Source organism: Arthrobacter sp. Y3223151, assembly GCF_059091125.1.
This window is the reverse complement of sequence record NZ_JBNHGI010000003.1, coordinates 296,969-322,375: the sequence shown is the minus strand read 5'-3', so window position 1 is coordinate 322,375 and position 25,407 is coordinate 296,969. Positions and strand designations below refer to the sequence as shown.

Here is a 25,407-nt window from a genome sequence, read left to right as displayed (position 1 = left end):
ACACACCACAGGGGCGGCACGCCACGGCACTTTCAACCAATAAATAATTGGTATCAACAAACTTGGCACACTATTGAGTTCTCAAACAACAGGAGCACCCGGCACCAGGACGACCCTCTCAGGCCCTCCATCGCTCCGGAGCAACTTTTCTAACTTACCCGCGCCGGCAGTCCTTGTCAAACTGCCCGGTCCCGCTCCACCCGTTGGCTACTGCCTTCGGGCGGTTCCGGCGAGGCGGCCTCACCGCCCTGCGCGGCTTTAAACTCTAGCACCGGTCGGCGCGGATGTAAATTCCGCTGCCGTTCATCTTTCCTCCACCCGGGCCGGGCCACCGGCAGGCTTCAGGTACACCACGCCCAGCGGCGGCACCCGGAGCGTCGCGGAAGCGGGGCTGCCCTTCCAGCCGCCTTCCACGGCGGTGACCGCACCCGAGTTGACGACGCCGGATCCGCCGTATTCTGCGGCATCGGTATTCAGCGCCTCGTCCCATTCGCCCGCCCACGGCATCCCCAGCCGGAACCCTTCGTGCGGGGAACCCGAGAAGTTGGCCACGCAGACCAGCGGGTTTCCCTGCTGGTCCCAGCGGATGAAGGACAGCGTGTTGTGCGCGCCGTCGTGCTCGTCGATCCACTGGAAGCCGGCCGGCTCATTGTCCCGCTCGTACAGAGCCGGCGTGGAACGGTAAATCCCGTTGAGGTTGCGGACCAGGTGCTGTAGCCCCTTGTGCGGAACATTCTCGGAGAGCCACCAGTCCAGCCCGTGCTGCTCCGACCATTCCGATTCCTGGCCGAATTCGGTACCCATGAAGATCAGCTGCTTGCCCGGATGCGCCCACTGGAAGGCCAGGTAGGCGCGCAGGTTGGCCAGCTGCTGCCAACGGTCGCCGGGCATCTTGCGCAGCATCGACCCCTTGCCGTGGACCACCTCGTCATGGCTGATCGGCAGCAGGAAGTTCTCCGTGTAGGCATAGACCATCGAGAAGGTGGCCTTGCCGTGGTGGTACATCCGGTTGACCGGGTCCTCGGCGATGTATTCCAAGGTGTCGTGCATCCAGCCCATGTTCCACTTCAGGCCGAAGCCGAGGCCCCCCGCGCTGGTTGGGCGGGTCACGCCGTCGAACGCGGTGGACTCTTCCGCGATCATGACGATGCCCGGCACCCGCTTGTACGCGGTGGCGTTGACTTCCTGCAGGAAGGAGATGGCCTCGAGGTTTTCCCGGCCGCCATGGATGTTGGGGACCCACTCCCCGTCATTGCGCGAGTAGTCGAGGTACAGCATGGAGGCCACCGCATCCACCCGGAGTCCGTCGATGTGGAACTCCTCCAGCCAGTACAGCGCGTTGGCGACCAGGAAGTTGCGCACCTCGCGGCGGCCGAAGTCGAAGATCAGCGTGCCCCAGTCCGGGTGTTCGCCCAGCCGGGGGTCGCCGTGTTCATACAACGACTGGCCGTCGAACCGGGCCAGCGCCCACTCGTCCTTGGGGAAGTGCGCCGGAACCCAGTCCAGGATGACGCCGATGCCGGCCTGATGCAGCCTGTCCACGAGGTACTTGAAGTCGTCCGGGTGCCCGAAGCGCGAGGTCGGCGCGTAATAGGAGGTGACCTGATAGCCCCACGATCCGCCGAACGGGTGCTCGGCCACCGGCATGAACTCCACGTGCGTGAAGCCCTGCCAGCTGACGTATTCGGCTAGCTGGTCGGCCAGCTGCCGGTAGTCCAGCCCCAGCCGCCACGACCCCAGGTGCACCTCGTACACGCTCATCGGCCCGTTGTGCGCGTCCCGGGCGGCACGCCGCTCCATCCATTCCTGGTCGCCGAAGCGGTAGTGCGATTCGACCACGCGGGACCCGGTCAACGGCGGGACCTCGGTCCAGCGGGCCATCGGGTCGGCCTTCTCCCGCCACTGGCCGTCCTGGCCCAGCAACTCGTACTTGTAGACGGCACCCGCCTCGACGCCGGGGATGAACAGTTCCCACACGCCGGATCCGCCCATCGAGCGCATCGCGTGCCGGGCGCCGTCCCAGTGGTTGAAGTCGCCCTTGACGCGGACCGCCCGGGCATTCGGCGCCCAGACGGCGAAGCTTGCCCCGGACGTGTCGCCCAGCGCGGAGTTGTAGCGGCGCACGTGGGAACCGAGCGCGGTCCACAGGGTTTCGTGCCGGCCCTCGCCGATCAGGTGCAGGTCGATTTCGCCCAGGCTGGGCAGGTAGTGGTACGGATCGTCGCTGATGGCGGGAGCACCGCCGTCGTACGCCACCTCGAGGCGGTAATCCGCGACGCGCCCCGGATCGTCGGCCGGAAAGACCGCCACCCAGATGCCCTCGTGCTCGTGTTCCATCGGCACGCGCAGTGACGGCGTGATCACCGTGACCGAATCGGCCAGCGGGCGCCGGGTGCGGACGGTGACGTGTCCGTGGTCGTCCAGGTGGGCACCGAGCACGGCGTGCGGCTGGTGGTAGGACCCGTGCGCGACGGCGGAGAGCACCTCCGGCTCGACACGCACCGGGGTGCCGGAGCGGCTGCCCGACGGCGATCCCGGTCCGGGGGTGCCGGCCGCGCCGGAAGTATTGGCCGAGCGGGAAGTGCCGGCCGCACCGGAAGTATTGGCCGCGCCGGACGTTCCGGCCGGGCGGGAAGTGCCGGCCGCGGGCGCACCCGCGGCGGCGGGAGCTACGGGCGCCGCCGCTCCGACTGCGGCAGAAGTCCGGCCGCTACCGGGCCTGGTGCCGGTGCCCGCCAGCGGCGCCAGCGCCTCGCGTACGCCGCGGACCGGCACCTGTACCCAGCGCGGGCGGTTGCGCTGTTCGTACACCACTTCATAGAGGGCCTTGTCCAGGAGCAGCGCCCGGAAGAGCGTGGAGGAGGTGTCCACCGGCTCGCCCGTCCCCTCCCGGTAGCCGTCCAGGAAGGCGGAGCTGGCCTGAGCCGCCCAGTTGTCGGCGGCGGCACCGGCGGCGTCGTCGGGCTCCGCGAGCCGGGCAACGCCGGCGGCGTAATCGAACGAGCGGAGCATGCCCACCACATCGCGCAGCGGCACGTCGTCGGTGCCGCGATCGCCCATGGGCCGCAGCGGTTCGCCCTCGAAATCGAGCACTACCCAGCCCCGTTGTGCCGAGAACAACACCTGGCCCAGGTGGTAGTCGCCGTGGATCCGCTGCAACTCCGGAAGCTCGGTCACCTCGTCCAGCCGGTCCAGCAGCTCCTGCACCGCGTCGTCCAGGGGCCCCACGGACGCCCCGGCCTGGGCCCAGCCCCAGCGGATCCGTTCCGCCAGCGCGGCCTTGAACGCCTCGACGGCCTTGGCATCCGCCGGGGAGGCGCCGGCCGCGTCGCGCAGGCTGCGGTGGATCCGTCCGGTGACGGCGCCGAGCTCGCGGGCCTGGGAGCTGAAGTCCGTGCCGTCCAGGGCGGAGCCCGACGCGGTGCGCCACGCATCCTGGCTGTCCGGAATGAATTCCCGCAGCACGCTCAGGTGTCCGGTGTCCCAAAGGCGGTCGCCGCCGTCGCTGTCCTGTCCGGGAGCCAGCCAGCCGCCGGTCACCCAGCCGTACGTGACCGGGACTTCACGGCACCCGGCCTCCGTGAGCAGCACACCGACCTCGACGTCCGGATTGGTGCCGGCTTCCAGCACCCGGAAGAACTTCACGATCAGCGGACCCTGGTCGGACTCGACCACCACCGAGGTGTTCGACTGCTCACCCAGCAGTACGGAGGCCTGCAGCCCGGTGGCGAACTGCGGCCAGGAATCGAACCCGGCCCCGGCATGGCCGCGGGTATGCCCGTCGCCGGTCACCAGCTGCCGCCGCATCAGTTCCAGCCAGGCGGCCACGAACACCGGGTCGTGGGCGCCGTCGTAAATCCAGCGCTCTCCGGTACCGCCCGCGGCACCGGCCGCGCCCGCGGCGCCGCCCGCCCGCTCGTCCGACCCGACGGTCTCGCCCTCTTCGCGGGTTGCCGCCCACGCGTCCTCGGTGCCCTGCTGCACGCGCCCGAGCAGGGCCGCCTCCCCGCCGGCCAGGGGCTCCCGGCGGTAGCTCAGCGGCACGTTGACCACGTGGACGGCGTCGGCCGTGTGCACGGCCACGATGTGCACTTCCAGTCCCACCGCCCCGGCCGGGTCCTGCAAGCGGATGCCGCCCAGCCGGCGCAGGACCGACTCTTGGCCCTTGGCGGGGAACCAACGCTGGGCGGGGAGCCACTGGTGCAGCAGTTCGGGCAGGCTCGGCGTGAAATCAGGCATGTGTTGCCACCTCTGTTCCTTCAGTCGCGGGTCTGATGACTGGGAGTGTCTCGGTCTGTGGAGATGCGGGATTGGACGCGGCCGAACGCAGCCGCAACCAGAAAAAGTCGTGGCTGCCCAGCGTCAGGGTGAGCTGGCCGGCGTCGTCAAAGGCCGGGAACGGGACGCCGCCAAACGTGTCGCGCAGCCCCCGGCCGGCAAATTCGGGCAGGCGCAGCGGTGCCGCCACGGGGTGCTGGGACAGGTTGAATACGCACAGCAGCACCTCTTTCTCCAGGCCTTCCGGATTGTCCTCCGGCAATTCGCGCAGGAAAGCCAGCACCGATTCGGAGTCCACCGGCACGTTCCGGTAGGTGCCCAGGCCGAAGGCGGGATGGGCCTTGCGCACGGCCAGCATCTGCCGCACCCAGTGCAGCAGCGAACTGTTGTGCGCCAGCTGCGCCTCGACGTTGACGTAGTTGTAGTGATAGACCAGCGACTGCACCACCGGCAGGTACAGCTTGCCGGGGTCCGCGGTGGAGAACCCGGCGTTGCGGTCGGGGTTCCACTGCATCGGCGTGCGGGAGGCATCGCGGTCTTCGAGCCAGATGTTGTCGCCCATGCCGATCTCGTCCCCGTAATACAGGAACGGGCTGCCCGGCAGCGACAGCAGCAGCGCGTGAATCAGTTCGATCTCGGCGCGCGAGTTGTCCAGCAGCGGGGCCAGCCGGCGGCGGATCCCGATGTTGGACCGCATCCGGGAATCCGGCGCGTACCAGCCGAACATCGCCTCACGTTCTTCGCGGGTGACCATTTCCAGCGTCAGTTCGTCGTGGTTGCGCAGGAACGTTCCCCACTGGGCCCCGGCCGGGATCGCCGGCGTCTGCTCCATCGTGGCGATGATCGGGGCGGCCTTTTGGTCCCGGAGCGCGTAATACAGCCGCGGCATGATCGGGAAGTGGAAGGCCATGTGGCATTCGGGGCGCAGCCCGCCGTCGCCGTCCGGCTGGCCGAAGTATTCCACCACCTCGTGCGGCAGCTGGTTGGCCTCGGCGATGATCACGCGGCCGGGGTATTCCGTGTCCACCAGTGCGCGCAGGTCCTGCAGGAAGGCGTGCGTGGCGGGCAGGTTCTCGCAGTTGGTCCCGTCTTCCTCGAACAGGTACGGGATGGCGTCAGCACGGAAACCGTCGATCCCCTGGTCCAGCCAGAACCGCACGACGTCGAACAGTGCCTCGATCACCTTGGGGTTTTCGAAGTTCAGGTCCGGCTGGTGGCTGAAGAACCGGTGCCAGTAGAACTGCCGGCGGATCGGGTCGAACGCCCAGTTGGAATCCTCGCTGTCCACGAAGATGATCCGCGCGTCCTGGTATTTCTCGTCGGTGTCGGACCAGACATAGAAGTCTCCGTACGGCCCCTCCGGGTCCCGTCGGGACTGCTCGAACCAGTCGTGCTTGTCCGACGTGTGGTTGATCGGGAGGTCGATGATCACGCGGACGCCGCGGGCGTGTGCCTCGGCGACCAGGCGTTTGAAGTCGCCGATGGTGCCGAACTCGTCCAGCACGTCGAAGTAGTCCGCGACGTCGTACCCGCCGTCCCGCAACGGGGACTTAAAGAACGGCGGGATCCACAGGCAGTCGACGCCGAGCCACTGCAGGTAGTCGAGCTTGTCGATCAGCCCGGAGAAGTCGCCCGATCCGTCCCCGTTGGAGTCCGCGAAGCCCCGCAACAGCACCTCATAGAACACTGCCTTGCGGTACCAGTGGGGGTCATGCGTGAGCCCCGGAGCGTGCAGCTGGAAGGGGCCGGCCATCAGCGGTTCCTTCGGACGTGCAGGATGTGGGCGGGTTCCACGTGTGCGTCCAGCCGCACGTAGTTGTGTTCGCTCCAGCGCCAGCTCTGCCCGCTGAGCAGGTCGTCCACCCAGAACGTGCCGTCGTCGTTAAGGTCCTCCTCCCGCAGCCCCAGCGCCGCCAGGTCCAGCGAGACCGTCGATTCGCGCGCGCTGTGCGGGTCCACGTTGACGACGACGATGATCGTGTCCCGCCCGCCGCCGTGGCTTTCGGGCAGGTGCGCCTTGTGCTTGGAGTACACCACCGTGGCCGGGTCGGTGCTGCGGTGCACGGTGAGGTTGCCCAGGTCGCCCAGCGCCGGGTGGGCCCGCCGGATGGAATTGAGCCGGGTCAGGTACGGGGCGAGCGAGCGCCCTTCGGCCTCCGCGGCGGCGAAGTCGCGGGCCTTGTATTCGTACTTTTCGTTGTCGATGTATTCCTCGGCGCCCGGCCGGGCCACGTGCTCGTAGAGTTCGTAGCCGGCGTAGACGCCCCAGAGCGGGCTGGCCGTGGCCGCCAGCACGGCCCGCACCTTGAACGCGGCGGGGCCGCCGTACTGCAGGTACTCGGTAAGGATGTCGGGGGTGTTGACGAAGAAGTTCGGCCGGAAGAACGGCGCCGTCTCGTGGCTGATCTCGGTGAAGTACTCCTCGATCTCTTCCTTGGTGTTGCGCCAGGTGAAATAGCTGTAGGACTGCTGGAAGCCGGCGCGGCCCAGCGCGTGCATCATGGCCGGGCGGGTGAAGGCCTCGGCCAGGAACACCACCTCCGGGTGCTCGCGGTTCACCGTTCCGATCAGCCATTCCCAGAACCACAGGGGCTTGGTGTGCGGGTTGTCCACCCGGAAGATCTTCACGCCGTGGGAAATCCACAGCTTCACGATCCGCAGGACCTCTTCGGACAGGCCGCGCGGGTCGTTATCGAAGTTCAGCGGATAGATGTCCTGGTACTTCTTCGGCGGGTTCTCGGCGTAGGCAATCGTGCCGTCGGCCCGCGTGGTAAACCACTCGGGGTGCTCGGTGGCCCACGGGTGGTCCGGGGCGGCCTGCAGCGCCAGGTCCAGGGCCACCTCCATGCCGAGCGCCTCGGCGGCGGCCACGAAGGCGTCGAACTGGTCAAATCCGCCCAGGTCGGGGTGGATGGCGTCATGCCCGCCGTCCTTGGATCCGATGGCCCAGGGCGATCCGGGGTCGCCGGGCCCGGCGGTCAGCGTGTTGTTCGGCCCCTTGCGGTTGACCTCGCCGATCGGGTGGATCGGCGGCAGGTACACCACGTCGAAGCCCATGGCCGCGACGGCCGGAAGCCGCTCGGCCGCCGTGGTGAAGTCGCCGGAGGTCCAGCTCCCGTTCGCCGGGTCGTAATGCGCGCCCTCCGAGCGCGGGAAGAATTCGTACCAGGCGCCACGGCCGGCCCGTTCACGCTCCACCAGGATGGGGTACCGCTTCGAGGGGCTGACCAGGCTGCGGATCGGATGGCTGTTCACGGCGTCCAGCACGGCGTCCGAAGTTCCCGCGGCCAAACGTTCATGCACGGTGAGCGATCCGTCGGCGAGCGCGGCGGCGGCATCGCGCAGCACCTGCGCGTTGCCCTCCGGCCGCCCGCCCTGGCCCGCGGCCTGCTCCAGCAGCAGCCGGCCCTCGGCCAGCATGAGGTCCACGTCCACGCCGGCGGCAATCTTCACCTCGGCGTTGTGCCGCCAGGTGGCGTAATTGTCTCCCCAGCCTTCAACGTGGAAGGTCCAGAGGCCGGTGCCGGTGGGCCGGAGGGTGCCGTGCCAGCGGTCGGTGCCGGGCGCGCCGGGCGTCAGCCTCGCCCGCTGGACGGGCCGGCCGTCCGGGTCGAACAGCACCGCGGTCGCGCCGATCTTGTCGTGCCCCTCCCGGAAGACGGTGGCGGCTACCTCCAGGTCCTCGCCCGGAATCGCCTTGGCCGGAAACTCGCCGCCGCCGACCACGGGCCAGACGTCGACCACCGGGATCCGGCCAAACTTCAGGCGGGGGGCTGGCTGAGTCGTACTCTGCTCCTGCATCGAAGTCGTCACAAGACAGACGTTAGCGAGATTCCTTCCCGATTGCGAAGGATCCCCACGCCATGCGACCGGGTTGACGGCCAGTTCGACGCGCCTTCACCCGGCGGCCACCACCGGTACAGGGGATCTGCGCTAGCGTAGGCCGGGTGAAGGCAATCCGCAGATTTACTGTCCGAACTGTCCTCCCCGAGAGCATTGCTCCCTTGGCCCGCTTGGCCGGCAACCTCCGCTGGTCCTGGCACCGGCCCACCCAGCAACTCTTTGAACAGCTGGATCCGCAGGCCTGGTCCGAGGTGCGCCACGATCCCGTCGCCCTGCTCGGCTCGTTCACCCGCGAACGGCTGCGGACGCTGGCCGACGACCGGGACGTCGTGGCGCGGGTGCGGGAGCTGGACGCCGACCTGGAGCAGTACCTGACCGAGGACCGCTGGTACCAAACGCTGGGAGCGGACGCACCGGCGTCGATCGCTTACTTCTCCCCCGAGTACGGCATCTCCCATGTGCTCCCGCAGTACTCCGGCGGCCTGGGCATCCTGGCCGGCGACCACCTCAAGGCCGCGTCCGACCTGGGCGTGCCGCTGGTGGGCGTGGGCCTGCTCTACGCCGCCGGTTACTTCAAGCAGTCGCTGAGCCGCGATGCCTGGCAGCAGGAGACGTACCCCGTGCTGGACCCGGACGGCCTGCCGCTGACGCTGCTGCGCGAGCCGGACGGGCAGCCGGCCCAGATCACGCTGCCGCTGCCGAACGGCCGCAGGCTCGGCGCCTACATCTGGCGCGCCGACGTGGGCCGAGTGCCGCTGCTGCTGCTGGACTCCAACATCCCGGGCAACGACGAGGCCGCCCGCGGCATCACCGACCGGCTCTACGGCGGGGGCGGCGACCACCGCCTGCAGCAGGAGCTGCTGCTGGGCATGGGCGGGGTGAAGGCGCTGCGCATCCACCAGCGGCTCACGGGCGCCCCGGCGCCGGAGGTTTTCCATACGAACGAAGGGCACGCCGGCTTCCTCGGCATCGAACGCATCCAGGAGTTGGTGGCCGCCGGGTTGACGTGGGACGAGGCCTTGGCCGCCGGCCGCGCCAACACCGTGTTCACCACGCACACGCCGGTGCCGGCGGGCATCGACCGGTTCGACAAGGCCCAGATCCAGCATTTCTTCAGCGCGGGCCTCGCCCCGGACGTGCCCACCGCGAAGATCCTGGAACTCGGCGACGAGAATTACGACGGCGGAGATCCATCCAAGTTCAACATGGCCGTGATGGGCCTGCGGCTGGCGCAGCGGGCCAACGGTGTGGCCAAGCTGCACGGTGTGGTCTCCCGCGGCATGTTCTCCGGGCTCTGGCCGGGCTTCGACCAGGAGGAAGTGCCGATCACCTCGGTGACCAACGGCGTGCACGTGCCGACCTGGGTGGACCCGCGGATCGCGGAGTACGCGCGGTCGGCGTTCGGCGACGAGCCGGTGATCGCCCGCCAGTGGGACCGGGTCTACGACGTGTCCGACGAGGACATCTGGGCGCTGCGCCGGAGCCTGCGGACGGCCCTGATCGAGGATGTCCGCCGCCGGCTGCGTGCCGCCTGGAAGAAGCGGGGGGCCGCGGACGCGGAACTGGCGTGGACCGACGCCGTGCTGGACCCGGACGTGCTGACCATCGGCTTTGCCCGCCGGGTGCCGACCTACAAGCGGCTGACCCTGATGCTACGCGACCCGGCCCGGCTCAAGGCGCTGCTCCTGCACCCGGAACGGCCGGTCCAGCTGGTCATCGCCGGCAAGTCCCACCCCGCCGATGAACAGGGCAAGCGGATGATCCAGGATCTGGTCCGCTTCACCGACGACCCCGAGGTCCGGCACCGCATCGTGTTCCTGCCCAACTACGACATCGCCATGGCCCGCACGCTGTTCCCGGGCTGCGACGTGTGGCTGAACAACCCCCTGCGCCCGCTGGAAGCCTGCGGGACGTCCGGCATGAAGGCCGCCATCAACGGCGGGCTGAATCTCTCCGTGTTGGACGGCTGGTGGGACGAGATGTACGACGGCGACAACGGCTGGGCGATCCCGACGGCGAACCCGTCCACCGAGGCAGGGACGGCGGACCTGTTCAGCCCGGACGAACGGGACGACATCGAAGCCGCCGCGCTGTACGACCTGATCGAGCACCACGTGGCGCCCCGCTTCTATGCCGCCGAGGTTTCCGAGGGCGCGGGTGCGGCTGGCCCGTCCCAGCCGGTGGCCGACGATGCCGTGCCGCACCAGTGGATCGCCATGATCAAGCACACGCTGGCCAATCTGGGTCCGGCGGTTTCCGCCGAACGGATGCTCCATGACTATGTGGAGCACCTGTACCGTCCCGCCTGGGCGTCCGGCCGGACGGCCCGGGCCGACGATTATGCGGCGGCGAAGGAACTCGCGGCGTGGACCAGCAGGGTGCACGCGGCCTGGGCCGACGTCTCGGTGGAGCACGTGGACTCGCTCGGCATCACGGACGAGCCGCAGATCGGCGAATCGCTGACCGTCAACGCCTACGTCCGGCTCGGCTCGCTGGCCCCGGACAGCGTCACCGTCCAGGTGGTGCACGGCCAGGTCACCGAAAACGACGACCTCGCGCAGACCTCCAGCGACGAACTTGCCCTGGCCGAACAGCTGGGCGATGGCCGGTACCTCTTCACCGGCCCGGTCACCATCGACCGATCCGGGTCGTTCGGGTACAGCGTGCGGGTGCTGCCCAAACACCCGGCGCTGGCAAACCATGCCGAACTCGGCCTGGTTTCCAACGCCACCGGCTGAGCCACGCAACGTCGCCCCGACGCCGCTCGCGACCGCCGTGGACGCGAGCGGCGGACGGCGAGGGCCGCGGAACGGCTGAAACGTCACTATCCGGCAGTTTGTTTAATTCCTTTGCGACCGCCTGTTTCATGCCGATTTCGAGCGGAAATAAGCGCCTTCGTACGTCCTTCTGTGTGCCTCACCCCTTTATTATCAGCATGCTGACTAATAGCATGAGGGTGTTCCGTCCGAACGGACTACGAAGGAGGCGAACATGGGCACGAGCACCGACCGGGAGGCACCACCGCCGGACCACGAGGACAAGCCGCAGCAGCCGCAGCAGGTAAAAAAGGCTTCGTGGAAGTACATCCTCCGCAAGACGATGCGGGAATTTTCCGACGACAACTGCACTGATCTTGCGGCGGGACTGACGTACTACGCAGTGCTGTCCCTGTTCCCCGGCCTGCTGGCGTTGGTTTCCATCCTGGGACTGGTTGGACAGGCGGAACAGACCACCAACGCCATGATGAACATGCTCGGGCAAGTAGCACCGGGCCAGGCAGTGGAGGTCATCCGCGGGCCGATCGAACAGTTGGCCGGCTCCCAGGGGGCCGGGTTCGCGTTCGTCGTCGGCCTCGTGGGCGCCATCTGGTCCGCCTCCGGCTACGTCAACGCCTTCGGCCGGGCGATGAACCGGATTTATGAGGTCGAGGAAGGCCGGCCGTTCTGGGTACTTCGCCCGGTGATGCTGCTGATCACCGTCGTGGTGCTCCTGCTGGCCGTCCTGACGCTGCTGATGTTGGTGGTGTCCGGCCCGATTGCGGAGGCGATCGGATCCGTGATCGGACTCGGCGAGGCGGCAGTGACCGTCTGGAACATCGCCAAATGGCCGGTCGTCGTCATCTTCGCCGTGGTGATCGTGGCCGTGTTGTACTACGCGACGCCCAACGTGAAGCAGCCGAAGTTCCGCTGGATGAGCCTCGGCGCCCTCCTCGCGCTGATAGTGCTGGCCCTGGCGACCCTTGGTTTCGCCTTCTACGTAGCCAACTTCGGCAACTACAACGCGACCTACGGAGCCATTGGCGGCGTCATCGTCCTGCTGCTGTGGTTCTGGCTCGCCAACCTTGCCCTGCTGTTCGGTGCTGAGTTCGATGCCGAGACGGAGCGCGGCCGCGAACTGCAGGCCGGCATGGCCGCCGAAGAAAACATTCAGCTTCCGGTCCGCGATAGCCGCAAGATCGACAAGAAGGCTGAGAAGGAAGAGGAGGACATCACACGGGGGCGCGATCTGCGCCGCAAGTTCGGACGCTCCGAGGAGGAATCCCGTGACCGTAGTTGATCAAGATCAGGACTGACAGGAAGAACCCGACAAGGAAAAGGAATTGCCATGACCACGAATCCACATTCCGGCAGTTACGACGAGGGCGCTCCCGTTTACCCGACAGGGGGCACGGCCGTCCCGCCACCCTCGAATCCCCCGTCCACCGGCCAGTCCAAGAGCGAGACAGCCAAGACGGAGGCGAGGGAAGTAGGACGCGAAGGAGCCGAAGCCGGCCAGCAGGTTGCCCAGACGGCCAAGGGCGAGGCCAAGCAGGTGGCGCACGAGGCCAAGGAAAAGGCCCGCAACCTGATGTCCGAGCTGGGCGATGGCATCCACAGCCAGGCCAACACCCAGCAGCAGCGCGTGGCTTCGGGGCTGCGGGCGATCGGGGAGGAGCTCAACTCCATGACCCGAAACTCCGAGCAGTCCGGACCGGCGACCCAGATGGTCAGCCAAGTGGCCGGCCGAGCCGACTCCGTCGCGGGGTGGCTGGAGAACCGCGATCCGGGATCGCTGCTCGACGAGGTCAAGCGTTTTGCCCGGCGTCGTCCCGGTGCCTTCCTGGCGATCGCGGCAGGAGCCGGCGTCCTGGCCGGGCGGCTCACCAAGGGGCTGACCGCCGACAGCGGATCAGACAGCGACTCCATGACGGGCAGGCGAGTGGGCACGCACCGTGCCACCACCGGATCGGTCTATGGCACGGCAGGAGCCGGCAGCTATGAAGCCCAAAGCGCCGAAGGTTTCGCGGCGCCCGGGGCGCAGACAGGTTCCGCCCTCGGCGGCGCACCGGCACAGCCTGAAACCACCTACCCTGTGGGCGAACCGCCCGTCGGTGGCCGTGGCACAGGGATCCCGGAGCGGAACCCCTATGAGGACGGAGGGACTCGATGAGTCACCAGCAAATGCCGGGTCCGAGCAACCAACGGGTGCCCGGCCAGGATGGAGCCGAGCCAACACGGGCGGAAATCAAGGCCGAAAACGAATCCCTGGGCGACCTGCTCAGCCAGGTGAGCACGGACATCTCCGTCCTGATGCGCCAGGAACTGGAGCTGGCGAAGGCCGAACTCAAGGAGACCGGCACCAAGGCCGGCAAGGGGGCAGGCTTGTTGGGCGGCGCCGGCGTGGCCGGCCACTTCGTCCTCCTGTTCCTGTCCCTGGCCCTGTGGGCGCTCATCGCCGACGGGATCGGATGGGCCTGGTCCGGCCTGATTGTGGCAGTCATTTGGGCCATCATCGCTGCCATTCTCTATTCGCTCGGCCGCAAGCAGCTGAAGACGGTCGAAGGGATGCCCCAGACCACCGAGTCAGTAAAGCAGATTCCGGAAACATTGAAGCCAAGTGAGGAAGCGCTATGAGCCAGTCACCCGAAGAAATCCGAGCCGACATCGAACGCACCCGCGCCCGGCTGGGCACGGACGTCGACGCCGTGGCGGAGAAAGCGTCGCCGTCGAACATCGTCCACCGGCAGACGGACAAAGTGAAGGATTCCGTGGGCCGCGTCAAGGATAAGATCATGGGCGCCGCTGACGACGCCACCGGTGGCACCCGCTCCATGATGCACGACGCCGGCGAAATGGCCAGCGACGCCCCGCACCAGCTCGCCCGCAAGACCGAGGGCAACCCGGTGGCGGCCGGCCTGATCGCCTTCGGCGCCGGCTGGTTGCTGTCCTCGCTGTTCCCGGCCAGCCGCATAGAGCAGCAGGCAGCCGACAAGGTCAAGGAACAGGCCGAACCGGTGGTGCAGGAAGTCAAGGACTCCGCCCGGCAGGTGGCCCAGGACATGAAGGAGCCGGCCCGCGAGGCAGCCGAAGACCTGAAGTCCTCGGCCCAAGACTCGGCGGGCCGGGTCAAGGCCGAAGGCGCGTCCGCCGCCGAGGACGTGAAGCAGCGGGCCCAGGAGGCCCGCGGCAACGTCCAGGAGGAGCCCCGGCAGATCTAGGCCCTTCGCCCACGCTGCGTGACGGCAGCATGCCGGCGCCGGGAGAGCCTTTGAGGCACTCCCGGCGCCGGTGCGTTTGCTTAAGAGCGGTAAATGGAGATGGTGCTCGCGCCCACCACGTCCATGTCGCCGCTGCGGATCTTGGCGCCGCGCCGGTGCTCGCCGTCGTGGGACGTGGTGTAGAGCAGTTCGAAGAGGTGCTTCCCGCCACGGTGCTTGCCGAAGTCCTGCAGCGACTGCGGGGTCGGCATCACGATTTTCTGCGGCTGGCCTCCGCCGTTGATCACCACCAGCCCGTCGATCATGCCCTGGGGCGACCCCATCAGCAGCTGGACCAGGCGGCAGTCCGGGTTGTTCCAGTCGTCCGGCGTCATCGGTTCGCCGTCGGCGTTGAACCAGAGCAGGTAGGAACTCTCCGCCCGCGCGGGGTAGTTGTACGGCTGGTGCGCCAGGAAGGACCTGCGGATCCGGATGAGCCGGCGGGTGGCGTCGAACATCCGGTGTTCGCGCTCGTCCAGCTGCCAGTTGGTCCAGGCCAGCTCGTTGTCCTGGCAGTATGCGTTGTTGTTTCCCTGCTGGCTGCGGCCGATCTCGTCGCCGGCGCAGATCATCGGCACGCCGAGCGACAACAGCAGGGTGGCCATCAGGTTCCTGGCACTGCGGTCCCGGGCGTCGAGGACCTGGCCGTCCCCCGTGTGGCCTTCGATGCCGTGGTTGTAGCTGCGGTTATGGTCGTGGCCGTCGCGGTTTTCTTCGCCGTTGCCTTCGTTGTGCTTGCGGTTGTACGCCGTCAGGTCGGCCAGGGTGAAGCCGTCGTGGGCGGTGACGAAATTCAGCGAGGCCAGCGCGGTGCGGCCGGAACCGGCGAACAGCTCGGTGGAGCCGGCCAGGCAACCCGCCAGCCGCGCCACCGTCCCGGCCTGCCCGCCGCCCGCCAACGCGGCCTGGTCCGCCAACCAGAAATCACGGACGGTATCGCGGAAGCGGTCGTTCCAGTCGGCCCAGCCCGGCGGGAAGTGCCCCGTCTGCCAGCCGCCGTCGCCCACGTCCCACGGTTCCGAGATGAGCTTTGCCCCGGACAGCACCGAGTCGGCGCCCACGGCCACCAGGAACGGATGGCGGGGATTGTAATGGTTGTTTCCGTCGCGGGCCAAGGACACCGCCAGGTCGAAGCGGAACCCGTCGATGTGGAACTCTTCCACCCAGTAGCGGAGCGAATCGAGGGCCAGCTGGATGACGCGCGGCTCGTTGAAGTTCATCGTGTTGCCGCAGCCGGTGGTGTCCAGGTAATTCCCGTGGCTATCGTGCCGGTAGTACACGTGGTCCGCCAGCCCGCGGAAGGAATACGTGTCCTGGTCCTTACCGCCCTCGGCCGTGTGGTTGTAGACCACGTCCAGGACCACCTCAAGGCCGGCGGCGTGCAGTTGCTTGACCATGGTGCGGAACTCGTCCTGCACCGCCCGCGGTCCGGCGGCCTGCGCTGCCGCGGTGGCGTAGCCCGGCCAGAGGGCGAAGAAGCCGAGCGTGTTGTAGCCCCAGTAGTTGGCCAGTCCCAGGTTTTGCAGGTGCGGTTCGTCCAAGTGATAGTGCACCGGCAGCAGCTCCACCGTGGTGATTCCCAGCTCCAGCAGGTACTCGACCATCACCGGGTGCGCCAGCCCTGCGTAGGTGCCGCGCAGTTCCTCCGGGATGCCCGGGTGCAGCATGGTCTGGCCCTTGACGTGGCACTCGTACACCACGGTGTCCCGCCACGGCACATGCGGCCGGGCGTCGTTCCCCCAGTCGAAACCGCCGGTGACGTACACCGAGCGCAGCACACCGCCGTCGTCGTCGATGGCACGGCCGTAGGGGTCCAGCAGCAGCTGCCCGGACGCCGGCAGTTCCTCGCCGTGGGGCCAGAAGGCATACCGGCTGCCGGCCTCGAGCCCCTCGACCGTGCCGTGGTGGACGCCGTCGGTGAGGGCCGTGAGCTCGACGCGCCGCCAGGCGCCCGCCCCGTCCTGGAAGTGCACGTCCACCGAACCGAAGTCCGGGGCGAAGACCGCCACGTTGACCGCGCCGGGAATCGGCGGCATGCCCGGGGCGGCGTCGCTCACCCCGAGCGGGAAGGCACGCGAAAGCTGGGCCTGGCGCGTCGGACGCTCAGGGGAAAGGCTCTTGGCGTGACGGGCCACAACGGTCCACCTGCTCCTAGCGCGCGCGCTGCCGCGAAATCTCGTACAGGCTGATGCCCACGGCCATGGACGCGTTGAGCGACTCCATCGCCGAGTCGATCGGGATGGAGACGATCTGGTCGCAGTGTTCGCGGACCAGCCGGGACAGGCCCTTGCCCTCGGATCCCACCACCAGGCACACCGGTTCGGTGGCCAGCGACAGGTCCGGCAGCGAGACGTCGCCGCCGCCGTCCAGGCCGAGCACGAAGATGCCCAGCTGCTGGAAAGCCTTGAGCGTATTGGTCAGGTTGCTCGCCTTGGCCACCGGCACGCGCACCGCCGCGCCGGCGCTGGTCTTCCACGCGGAGGCCGTCATCCCGACCGAGCGGCGCTCGGGCACGATCACGCCGTGGCCACTGAAGGCCGAGGCTGAACGGATGATGGCGCCGAGGTTGCGCGGGTCGGTGATGCCGTCCAGGGCCACGAACAGCGGGGCGTTGTTGATGTAGCCCTTCTTGAACTTGGCCATGGTTTCTTCGGCCAGCTCCAGGGCGTCCTGGTAGTCATAGGGCGGGATCTGCAGCACCAGGCCCTGGTGGACGGCGTCGTCGGTCATCCGGTCCAGTTCCGGCTTGTGCGATTCGAGCACCGGAATGCCGCGTTCGGCGGCGATCTTCAGGGATTCCCTGACGCGGTCATCCATCTCGATCCGGACCCCCACGTGCAGCGCCTTGGCGGGAACACCGGCGCGCAGGGCTTCCACCACGGAGTTGCGACCGGTCACCATCTCGCCGGCGGACTTGCCGCGGCGGGGCGCCGCGCCGCGCTGGCCGGCCGGACGCTTGGCGGCCGACCGTTCGGAGAGCTGCTTGGTGCGGTACGCCTTGTGGTACGGGCGGTCTTCGGCCTTCGGGGTCGGCCCCTTGCCTTCGAGCGCCTTGCGCCCGTGTCCGCCGGTTCCGGCGGTGGGTCCTTTTTTGGACTTGCGCACCGCTCCGGGGCGAGGTTTGTTGGCCATCGAAAAACTACCTTTGTGTTGGGGAAGATACGTTCCCACGCGCGGCGCACCGGCTGTGCGCGGCAAGCCCGACGGGAATCGTCTGCTTTAAAGGGTACCGCCCAACGGTGCCGGCTGCCGTCAGCCGAGATTCCAGCTCGCGCCCTCGGCCGAATCCTCCACCACGATCCCGGCGGCCGCCAGGGTGTCACGGATGGCATCGGCGCGGGCCCAGTCCTTCGCCTCGCGGGCCAGCCGACGCTCCTCCAGTTGCGCGCTGACCAGCACGTCCAGGGCCTGCAGGGCCGCGGGGTCCGCGCCGCCGCTGCTCCAATGCGGATCCAGCGGGTTGATGTACAACACGTCGGTCATCGCCATGACCTGGTGCAGCGCGCGCGTGGCCGCCTCCTTGTCGCGGGCGTCCAGCGCGGTGTTGCCGGCCCGCACCGTTTCATGGACCACGGCCAGCGCCTGCGGCACGTTGAGGTCGTCGTCCATGGCCGCGGCGAAAGCCTCCGGGACGCGTTCGGTCACGACGAAGCCGAACTGCTCGCCGTAGAGGAACTTCAGCGCCCGCTGCATGAATCCCTCGATCCGCTCCACCGCGGCGCCCGCTTCCAGCAGCGAGCCGGGGTTGTAGTCCAGCGCGGACCGGTACTGGGCCTGGCCCAGGTAGTAGCGGACCACCAGCGGCCTGGCGTCCTGAAGCATTTCCGCGGGGGTGATGATGTTGCCGATCGACTTCGACATCTTCTCGCCCTCGAAGGTGACCATGCCGTTGTGCATCCAAAAGTTGGCGAATCCGTGCCCGGCCGCCCGGGACTGGGCCATCTCGTTCTCGTGGTGCGGGAACCGCAGGTCCAACCCGCCGCCGTGGATGTCGAACTTGGTGCCCAGGTACTTGGTGACCATGGCCGAGCACTCCAGGTGCCATCCCGGACGGCCGGCTCCCCACGGGCTGGACCAGCTGGCAGTCTCCGGCTCGCCGTCCTTGTGTCCCTTCCAGAGCGCGAAGTCGCGCGGATCCTTCTTGCCGCGCGGGCCGGCGTCGGGCGCCGCCTGCATGTCCTCGATCCGCTGATGCGTCAGCGAACCGTATTCCGGCCACGAGCGCACATCGAAGTAGACGTCGCCGGAATCGTCCAGCGCCGGGTAGGCGTGGCCGCGGTCAATCAGCTGCTGAATCAGGCGGTGCATCTCCGGGATGTGGCCGGTGGCCCGTGGTTCGTAGGTGGGCCGTTCCACGCCCAGGATGTCGTAGGCCTTGGCGAATTCCTGCTCGTAGCGGTAGGCCAGCGCCCACCACGGCTCGTTCGGCACCGGCACCGTCGGGTCTTCGGCCGCATCGGGGCGGAAGGAGTCGGCGGACTTGACCAGGATCTTGTCGTCGATGTCCGTCACGTTGCGCACCACCGTGACGTCATAACCGCTGTAGCGCAGCCACCGGGTGAGCTGGTCGAACGCGATGGCCGAACGGATATGGCCGACGTGCGGATCGCCCTGCACCGTGGCGCCGCAGTAGTAGAGCCCTACCTTGCCCGGGGCCAGCGGGACGAAGTCGCGGACTTGCGCGGTGGCGGTGTCATAGAATCTCAGGCTCACCGCTCTAGCCTAGCGGCGGCCGCCGCGCCGGTGCGAACCGCGGCGGGCCGGCTAGGGCTCCGTTGGGGGCACCCGCTCCGGTTATTTGGCGGAGCAGGCACCCGAAGTGGAGCGCGGCGCAGTAACTCTGCCTAACCAATCGGTCCACCGGCGGCACACCCGCATGCGGGCAGGACGAGCTCGGGCGCTGCCCTGCTATCGCACGGGAACGACGACGGCGGTGGCCACCGCCGCGATCCCCTCGCCGCGGCCGGTGAATCCGAGCCCGTCGCTGGTGGTCGCCGAAACGCTGACCGGCGCGCCGGCGGCCTCGCTGAGCACCGCCTCGGACTCGGACCGGCGCGGCCCGAACTTGGGCCGGTTGCAGACCAACTGGACCGCGATGTTGCCGATCTCAAACCCCGCCTCGCGGACGATCCGCGCGGCTTCCGACAGCAACCGGACCCCCGAGGCGCCGGCATACTCCGGACGGTCGGTGCCGAAGTGCGTGCCGAGGTCTCCGATCCCGGCCGCGGAGAACAGCGAATCCGCGGCGGCGTGCGCGGCGGCGTCGCCGTCGGAGTGGCCGGCCAGGCCGCGCTCCCCCTCCCACAGCAGGCCGCCCAGCCACAACGGCTGGGGGTCGGATTCCGGGGCGAAAGCGTGGACGTCCACTCCGATTCCGGTGCGCGGGAGGGGATACGGGAAGTCGGGCACGGTCAGCCTTTCATGACGGGTCGGGGCCGGTCGGCGGCCAGCAGGGCCTCCGCCACGGCCAGATCCAGCGGCGTGGTGATCTTCAGGGCCCGCGCGGAGCCGGGCACCAGCATCACGTCGATGCCGTGGCGCTCCAGCAACAGGGCTTCGTCGGTGATGGCGGCGGCCTCCTCGGGGGCCATGCCGGCCAGGCTCCGGTGCGCCTTGGCCAGGGTTGCCGCGTCGAACCCTTGCGGTGTCTGCACGGCCCGCAGCCGGGTTCGGTCCACGGTGGCCGCCACCTTCTCCGGCGAGATTTCTGCCCCCGCACCGGTGCTCGGCGCGGCCTCCTTGATGGTGTCCACCACCGGGACCGCAGGAACGACGGCGCGCGCGCCGGCCGCCAGCGCGGCGGCGACCCGTTCGAAGACCTCGGGCGGGGTGAGCGCCCGGGCCGCGTCGTGCACCAGGACCGCGGACATGCCGTCGCCCAGCCCGCGGAGCGCGGCGGCGACCGAGGCGGCCCGGGTGGCACCGCCGTCGACCGTGGAGATCGTGGTGTCGGGATACTGCGCGGCGAAGCCCGCGCAGAGCTGCCGCAGGGCGGTGTCGCCGGCCGGGACGGCCACGCAGATCCGTGACGCGATGCCGGCCGCCAGCACGCCCCGCAGGGCGTGGGAGAGGATCGGTTCGCCGGCCAGCGGGACCCGGGCCTTCGGCAGGCCGTAGCCGAGGCGGGTGCCCGAGCCGGCCGCCACGATGATCACGCCCAGGGACGCGCTTGCTGTGCTCACCCCTTTAGCCTAATGGCCCGCGGCCGGGCGGTTCGGCCACGAAAAAGCGGCCGGCTTCCAGTGCTGGATGCCGGCCGCTTGGAGCGCGATCAGGAGGCGAGAACCTCGTCGAGGACTTCTGCTGCCTTGTCTTCGTCGGTCTTCTCAGCCAGGGCGAGTTCGGAAACCAGGATCTGGCGCGCCTTGGCCAGCATCCGCTTCTCGCCCGCGGAAAGGCCGCGGTCGTGGTCCCGGCGCCACAGGTCGCGGACAACTTCCGCCACCTTGATGACATCGCCGGAGGCCAGCTTTTCCAGGTTCGCCTTGTAGCGGCGGGACCAGTTGGTCGGTTCCTCGGTGAACTCGGCACGGAGCACATCGAACACATGCTCGAGGCCTTCCTTGCCCACCACATCGCGGACGCCGACCAAATCCACGTTCTCCGCCGGTACTTCAATCGTCAGATCGCCCTGGGCAACCCGGAGCTTGAGATACATCTTCTCTTCACCCTTGATGGTGCGCATTTTGATCTCTTCGATCTTTGCGGCACCGTGGTGAGGGTAAACAACTGTCTCGCCGACCTCAAATACCATCTGTAGTATCCCCTTTCCCGACCACCAGTTTATCACGGATGGTTTGGCCACTTCCGCGAGTTTGCAGGCCTGTACGCCCGTCCGAGCGCTAGAATGCCGCGCTTTACCCCCTTGACGGATCTCGGATTTGGTGCTTCGCCCGCGGGTACCTACCGGCGTCGAATCCTACTTTTCACCGGTTTGCCGATAGGCTAGGCGAGGCAAGCTGCCTAGATCTGCAGCACCGCACCTGATTTTTGACTGAGGAGTTTCTGCCGTGAAGATTGCGCCGAAGAACCGTGTGCAGCGCACCCTTGTAGCAGGCGCCGCCGCGCTCACCCTGCTCGCATCGACCGGATGCGGCGCAATCAACGAACAGGCCACCACCAAGTCCTACTCCGCCAGCGACGGCATCGTGGCCAACGTCGGCTCGGTCGGACTGCGCAACCTGTTGGTCGTCGCGGAGTCTGCCGACGCCCCCGCCCGTGTCCTCGGCACCGCCTTCAACACCTCCGATTCTCCCGTGCAGTTGGCCCTGACCGGCCCGGGCAGCACCGCCACCGTCACCATCCCGGCAGACGGGAAGGTCATCTTCGAAGAGGATGAGAACGAGACCATCGTCGGCAGCCCGGGTGCCGCTCCCGGCGCCCTGGTGGACATCACCGTCCGCGTGAACAACGAGTCCGCCGACGTGCTGGTGCCGGTGCTCGACGGCACGCTGCCGGAGTACAGCAGCTTCGTCCCGTCGCCCAAGCCCACCGAGACCGCGGCGCCGACCGAGACCGCCGCCCCCACCGACGGCGCCACCGAAGAGCCGACGGGCGAGGCCACCGAAGAGGCCGGCGCCTGACTCGACTGCCACTGCACAAAAGGCCGGGCCGCTCCCTTTCGGGAAGCGGCCCGGCCTTTCTTTTACGCTAGTGTCTCGGGCTTTACGGTTCGAACTTGTAGCCCAGCCCGCGCACGGTGACCAGGTAGCGGGGCGCGGAAGGATCGGGTTCGATCTTGCTGCGCAGCCGCTTGACGTGCACGTCCAGGGTTTTGGTGTCGCCCACGTAGTCGGAGCCCCAGACGCGGTCGATCAGCTGCCCGCGCGTCAGCACCCGGCCGGAGTTGCGCAGCAGCATCTCCAGCAGTTCGAACTCCTTCAGCGGCAGCGACACCGGTGCGCCGTCCACGCTGACCACGTGCCGTTCCACGTCCATCCGCACCGGTCCGGCGGAAACTGCATTGGGCACCAGTTCTTCCGGTTCGGCCTGGCGGCGCAGTACCGCGCGGACCCGGGCCACCAACTCGCGCGAGGAGTAGGGCTTGGTGACGTAGTCGTCGGCACCGAGTTCGAGTCCCACCACCTTGTCGATTTCCGAGTCCTTGGCGGTGAGCATGATGACCGGAACGGCGGAGCGTTGCCGCAGCTGACGGCACACCTCGGTTCCGGACTGTCCCGGCAGCATCAGGTCCAGCAGGACCAGGTCCGCTCCGGAGCGGTCGAACGCAACGATGGCGTCCAACCCGTTATCCACCACCTCGACTTCGAAGCCCTCTTTGCCCAACAGATAGCTCAACGGATCGCTCAGCGATTCTTCATCTTCGACGACCAGAATGCGGGTCAAGCACCGACTCCTTGTTCATGCGCCACACCGGCGCCCTGCGTGCGCGGCTCCACGGATTCTGTGGCGCCGCCGTCTTCCTGCTCCATTTCCGGCAGCCGCACGGTGAAGGTGGAGCCCTGTCCGGGCTGCGACCACACCGATACTTCCCCGCCGTGCTGGGAGATGACGTGTTTGACAATGCTCAGGCCCAGACCGGTTCCCCCGGTTTGCCGCGAGCGGGCATCGTCGATCCGGTAGAACCGTTCGAAGATGCGGTCTTGCTGTTCGGGGGTGATGCCCGGGCCCTGGTCGGTCACCGAGACGGTGGCCAGACCTTCGCGCACGCGCAGCCCCACACCCACTTTGCTCCGTTCGGGCGCGTAGCGGATCGCGTTGTCGATCAGGTTCCGGAACGCGGTGGTCAACAGTTCGGCATCGCCGAAGACCGGCCCGTCGATCTCCCCGCCCACCGACAGTTCGATGTGCCGGCTTTCGGCCATCAGCTTGTTGCGGTCCACGGCCTCGGCCACCACGGCATTCAGGTTTACCTCGGTACCGTCCTGCACCACGTCCGCGCCCTGCAGCCGGCTCAACTCGATGATGTCCTGCACCAGGGCGCCCAGCCGGCGCGATTCCTTGTGCATGCGGCCGGCGAAGCGGCGCACCGCTTCCTCGTCGTCGGCGGCGTCGTCGATGGCCTCGGCCAGCAGCGAGATGGCTCCGACCGGGGTCTTCAGTTCGTGGGACACGTTGGCCACGAAGTCGTTGCGCATCGCTTCGGTGCGGGTGATCTCCGTCCGGTCATCGGCCAGCAGCAGGATGTACTCCTCGCCGATGGGCGCCACGCGCACCTGGACCACAATGGTGCCCTGGCCGAGCGGACCGCGCGGCAGCTCCAGCTGCCGCTCCTCGATCACGCCGTCGCGGCGCACCCGGGCGGTCAGGTCGAGCAATTCGGAATGCACCACGGTGTGCCCGCGGACCAAACCGAAGGCATAAGCGGCGGGGCTGGCCCGGACCACGCCGTCGATCGCGTCCACCACTACATAGGCGCGGCCGACGACGGACAGCACCTCGGCGGCACCGTCCGGCAGCGTCGGTTCGTCCACTTCCTGCAGGCGCCGCCGTTGGCGGTCGCTCAGGCCGAAGGCGAGCACACCGAAGCTGCCCAGCACGAGGCCCACGAGCCCTGCCAGCAAGCCGAATATCAGTGGATCCACGCCTCTAGCTTAGGCGCAGCCGGGCACGTCCCGAGGCCGTTCCGGTAGCAATCGCCTCCCCGTTCAACTAACGTTCACTTGAGGTGGCGTAATAGTTCACCGCGGGCTGAGAGGGTATGAAGCCAGTGGGATGCTAGGACCCCTATGCTCCACGTACACAAGCGAAAGGACGCCAGTGCGCAAGGTTTTCCAGGCCGAACTCCATCAAGTCGGAGAGCAGCTGGTAGAGATTTCCCGGTTGGTCACCGAGGCGATGCAGAAGGCAACCACGGCGCTCGACACCGCCGACATCGATCTGGCCCAGGAAGTCATTGCCGCCGACGCCCGGATCGATTTCCTCCAGACGGACCTGGACGAGCGTTCCATCGACATCCTGGCGCTGCAGGGTCCGGTCGCCTCGGACCTGCGGATGATTGTCGGCGCCCTGCGGATGAGCGCCTCGCTGGAGCGGATGGGCGACCTCGCCCGGCACATCGCGCAACTGGTCCGGTTGCGTTATCCCGACCTCGTGATCCCCGCCTCGCTGCGCGACACGTTCCGGGAGTTCGCCGAGAAGGACATTGCGATCTCCGAGAAGCTGACCGAACTGCTCGAGACCCGCGACCTGGACCTCGCCGCCCAGATCGACACGTACAACTCCCGCATCAATGAGCTGCATGCCGGCGTCTTCAAGGCGATTGCCGATCCGGCCTGGAACTCCTCCGGGCCGACCACCGTGGACGTCTCGCTGGCGAGCCGTTACTTCGAGCGTTTCGCCGACCACGGCGTCTCCGTGTCCCGCAAGGTAACCTATTTGGTCACCGGCGAGTGGCGCCCCAACGGCCAGTCCGTGTAACGCAGGAACTTAAGCAGGAAGGCCGGCTCCCCGCGGGGAGCCGGCCTTCCTGCTTAAGCGTGTGGCTGTTTCTTGGCGTGTGGCTACTTCTTGCCCTGGTTCGCCACGGCCTGGATGGCTTCCGCCGCGGCCGCGGCATCCAGGTAGGTGCCGCCGGCGGTGACGGGCTTCAGGTTCTCGTCCAGCTCGTACACCAGCGGGATGCCGGTGGGGATGTTCAGCCCGGCGATGTCTTCGTCGCTGATGCCGTCCAGGTGCTTGACCAGTGCGCGCAGCGAGTTGCCGTGCGCGGCCACCAGGACTGTCTTGCCCGCCTTGAGGTCCACGGAAATGTCCGATTCCCAGTAGGGCAGGAAGCGCTCCAGCACGTCTTTGAGGCATTCGGTCCGCGGCACGGCGTCTCCCAGGTCCGCGTAGCGGGGGTCGTTGGCCTGCGACCATTCGCTGGCGTCGTCCAGGGCGGGCGGCGGCGTGTCGTAGGACCGGCGCCAGACCATGAACTGTTCCTCGCCGAACTCGTTGCGGATCTGTGCCTTGTCCTTGCCCTGCAGGGCACCGTAGTGGCGCTCGTTCAGCCGCCAGCTGCGCTTGACGTCGATCCAGCTGCGGTCGGCGGCCTCCAGCGCAAGGTTGGCCGTGACAATGGCCCGCTTCAGCCGGGAGGTGTAGAGGACGTCGGGAAGCAGATTGTGCTCGACCAGCAGCTCGCCGCCGCGGTGCGCTTCCTTGCGTCCCAGGTCGGTCAGCGGGACGTCGACCCAACCGGTGAACAGGTTCTTTTCGTTCCAGTCGCTCTGCCCGTGGCGCAACAGGACCAGCGTGTGTTTCGAAGTGGAAGTCATGGCTGCCATCCTAGCGGAGCAGCGCGTGGCACCGGCGGCAGCGGCAGG

19 protein-coding genes are annotated in these 25,407 nt (G+C 68.0%); 7 read left to right on the top strand and 12 right to left on the bottom strand.

Going from position 1 to position 25,407, the window contains the following annotated elements; genetic code table 11:
• Positions 1 to 303: 303 nt before the first annotated feature.
• The 3 genes from glgB to AC5RUP_RS07410 are packed head-to-tail and all read right to left on the bottom strand — an operon-like array spanning position 304 to position 8,079.
• Positions 304 to 4,239 carry a 1,4-alpha-glucan branching protein GlgB gene (gene glgB, locus AC5RUP_RS07420; protein WP_494158413.1) on the bottom strand — a complete coding sequence of 1,312 codons (3,936 nt, stop codon included), beginning with the start codon at positions 4,237 to 4,239 and terminating at the stop codon, positions 304 to 306.
• Positions 4,232 to 6,031, bottom strand: a complete 1,800-nt coding sequence (gene treS, locus AC5RUP_RS07415) for a maltose alpha-D-glucosyltransferase (protein WP_494154804.1) — start codon at positions 6,029 to 6,031, stop codon at positions 4,232 to 4,234. The genes glgB and treS overlap by 8 nt, the downstream gene beginning before the upstream one ends.
• Positions 6,031 to 8,079 carry an alpha-1,4-glucan--maltose-1-phosphate maltosyltransferase gene (locus AC5RUP_RS07410; RefSeq protein WP_494158417.1) on the bottom strand — a complete coding sequence of 683 codons (2,049 nt, stop codon included), beginning with the start codon at positions 8,077 to 8,079 and terminating at the stop codon, positions 6,031 to 6,033. The genes treS and AC5RUP_RS07410 overlap by 1 nt, the downstream gene beginning before the upstream one ends.
• Before the next feature lie 146 nt (positions 8,080 to 8,225).
• Between AC5RUP_RS07410 and glgP the strand changes: the two genes are divergently transcribed.
• The 5 genes from glgP to AC5RUP_RS07385 all read left to right on the top strand — a co-directional run bounded on the left by glgP (position 8,226) and on the right by AC5RUP_RS07385 (position 14,098).
• The gene (gene glgP / locus AC5RUP_RS07405) at positions 8,226 to 10,859 is read left to right on the top strand and encodes an alpha-glucan family phosphorylase (RefSeq protein WP_494154332.1); all 2,634 of its coding nucleotides are present in this window, start codon (positions 8,226 to 8,228) and stop codon (positions 10,857 to 10,859) included.
• Between the two features lie 253 nt (positions 10,860 to 11,112).
• On the top strand, positions 11,113 to 12,177 hold the full coding sequence (locus tag AC5RUP_RS07400; RefSeq protein ID WP_494068589.1) for a YihY/virulence factor BrkB family protein: 1,065 nt from the start codon (positions 11,113 to 11,115) through the stop codon (positions 12,175 to 12,177).
• 48 nt (positions 12,178 to 12,225) lie between these two features.
• Entirely contained in the window at positions 12,226 to 13,050 is an 825-nt protein-coding gene (locus AC5RUP_RS07395; protein WP_494068588.1) for a hypothetical protein, read from the top strand.
• Positions 13,051 to 13,061: 11 nt separating this feature from the next.
• Positions 13,062 to 13,514, top strand: coding sequence for a phage holin family protein (locus tag AC5RUP_RS07390; RefSeq protein ID WP_494068609.1), 453 nt, complete (start codon positions 13,062 to 13,064; stop codon positions 13,512 to 13,514).
• Positions 13,511 to 14,098, top strand: a complete 588-nt coding sequence (locus AC5RUP_RS07385) for a DUF3618 domain-containing protein (protein WP_494068587.1) — start codon at positions 13,511 to 13,513, stop codon at positions 14,096 to 14,098. The genes AC5RUP_RS07390 and AC5RUP_RS07385 overlap by 4 nt, the downstream gene beginning before the upstream one ends.
• An 80-nt stretch (positions 14,099 to 14,178) precedes the next feature.
• Here AC5RUP_RS07385 and glgX read toward each other — a convergent pair whose 3' ends face one another.
• The 6 genes from glgX to AC5RUP_RS07355 form a co-directional block, all read right to left on the bottom strand.
• Entirely contained in the window at positions 14,179 to 16,173 is a 1,995-nt protein-coding gene (gene glgX / locus AC5RUP_RS07380) for a glycogen debranching protein GlgX (protein WP_494158416.1), read from the bottom strand.
• A gap of 115 nt (positions 16,174 to 16,288) precedes the next feature.
• A complete protein-coding gene (gene rlmB, locus AC5RUP_RS07375; RefSeq protein ID WP_494158412.1) occupies positions 16,289 to 17,269 on the bottom strand; it encodes a 23S rRNA (guanosine(2251)-2'-O)-methyltransferase RlmB in 981 nt (326 codons plus the stop codon).
• A gap of 120 nt (positions 17,270 to 17,389) precedes the next feature.
• Positions 17,390 to 18,850, bottom strand: a complete 1,461-nt coding sequence (cysS, locus tag AC5RUP_RS07370; protein ID WP_494155021.1) for a cysteine--tRNA ligase — start codon at positions 18,848 to 18,850, stop codon at positions 17,390 to 17,392.
• A gap of 195 nt (positions 18,851 to 19,045) precedes the next feature.
• Positions 19,046 to 19,546, bottom strand: coding sequence for a 2-C-methyl-D-erythritol 2,4-cyclodiphosphate synthase (gene ispF, locus AC5RUP_RS07365; protein WP_494158411.1), 501 nt, complete (start codon positions 19,544 to 19,546; stop codon positions 19,046 to 19,048).
• 2 nt (positions 19,547 to 19,548) lie between these two features.
• Positions 19,549 to 20,319, bottom strand: a complete 771-nt coding sequence (ispD, locus tag AC5RUP_RS07360; RefSeq protein ID WP_494158410.1) for a 2-C-methyl-D-erythritol 4-phosphate cytidylyltransferase — start codon at positions 20,317 to 20,319, stop codon at positions 19,549 to 19,551.
• A gap of 89 nt (positions 20,320 to 20,408) precedes the next feature.
• Positions 20,409 to 20,891: a CarD family transcriptional regulator gene (locus AC5RUP_RS07355; protein WP_127513280.1), complete on the bottom strand. Its 483-nt coding sequence runs from the start codon at positions 20,889 to 20,891 to the stop codon at positions 20,409 to 20,411.
• 256 nt (positions 20,892 to 21,147) lie between these two features.
• Here AC5RUP_RS07355 and AC5RUP_RS07350 point away from each other — a divergent pair, with 256 nt between their 5' ends.
• The gene (locus AC5RUP_RS07350) at positions 21,148 to 21,720 is read left to right on the top strand and encodes a hypothetical protein (protein WP_494068582.1); all 573 of its coding nucleotides are present in this window, start codon (positions 21,148 to 21,150) and stop codon (positions 21,718 to 21,720) included.
• 82 nt (positions 21,721 to 21,802) lie between these two features.
• Here AC5RUP_RS07350 and AC5RUP_RS07345 read toward each other — a convergent pair whose 3' ends face one another.
• Both AC5RUP_RS07345 and AC5RUP_RS07340 read right to left on the bottom strand, forming a co-directional pair.
• Entirely contained in the window at positions 21,803 to 22,483 is a 681-nt protein-coding gene (locus AC5RUP_RS07345; RefSeq protein ID WP_494150515.1) for a winged helix-turn-helix domain-containing protein, read from the bottom strand.
• The gene (locus AC5RUP_RS07340; RefSeq protein ID WP_494154788.1) at positions 22,480 to 23,682 is read right to left on the bottom strand and encodes a sensor histidine kinase; all 1,203 of its coding nucleotides are present in this window, start codon (positions 23,680 to 23,682) and stop codon (positions 22,480 to 22,482) included. Before AC5RUP_RS07340 ends, AC5RUP_RS07345 begins: the two co-directional genes overlap by 4 nt.
• 175 nt (positions 23,683 to 23,857) lie before the next feature.
• Between AC5RUP_RS07340 and phoU the strand changes: the two genes are divergently transcribed.
• A complete protein-coding gene (gene phoU / locus AC5RUP_RS07335) occupies positions 23,858 to 24,517 on the top strand; it encodes a phosphate signaling complex protein PhoU (RefSeq protein WP_494002321.1) in 660 nt (219 codons plus the stop codon).
• Positions 24,518 to 24,600: 83 nt separating this feature from the next.
• Here phoU and AC5RUP_RS07330 read toward each other — a convergent pair whose 3' ends face one another.
• Positions 24,601 to 25,359, bottom strand: coding sequence for a phosphoglyceromutase (locus AC5RUP_RS07330; protein ID WP_494024318.1), 759 nt, complete (start codon positions 25,357 to 25,359; stop codon positions 24,601 to 24,603).
• Positions 25,360 to 25,407 lie beyond the last annotated feature (48 nt).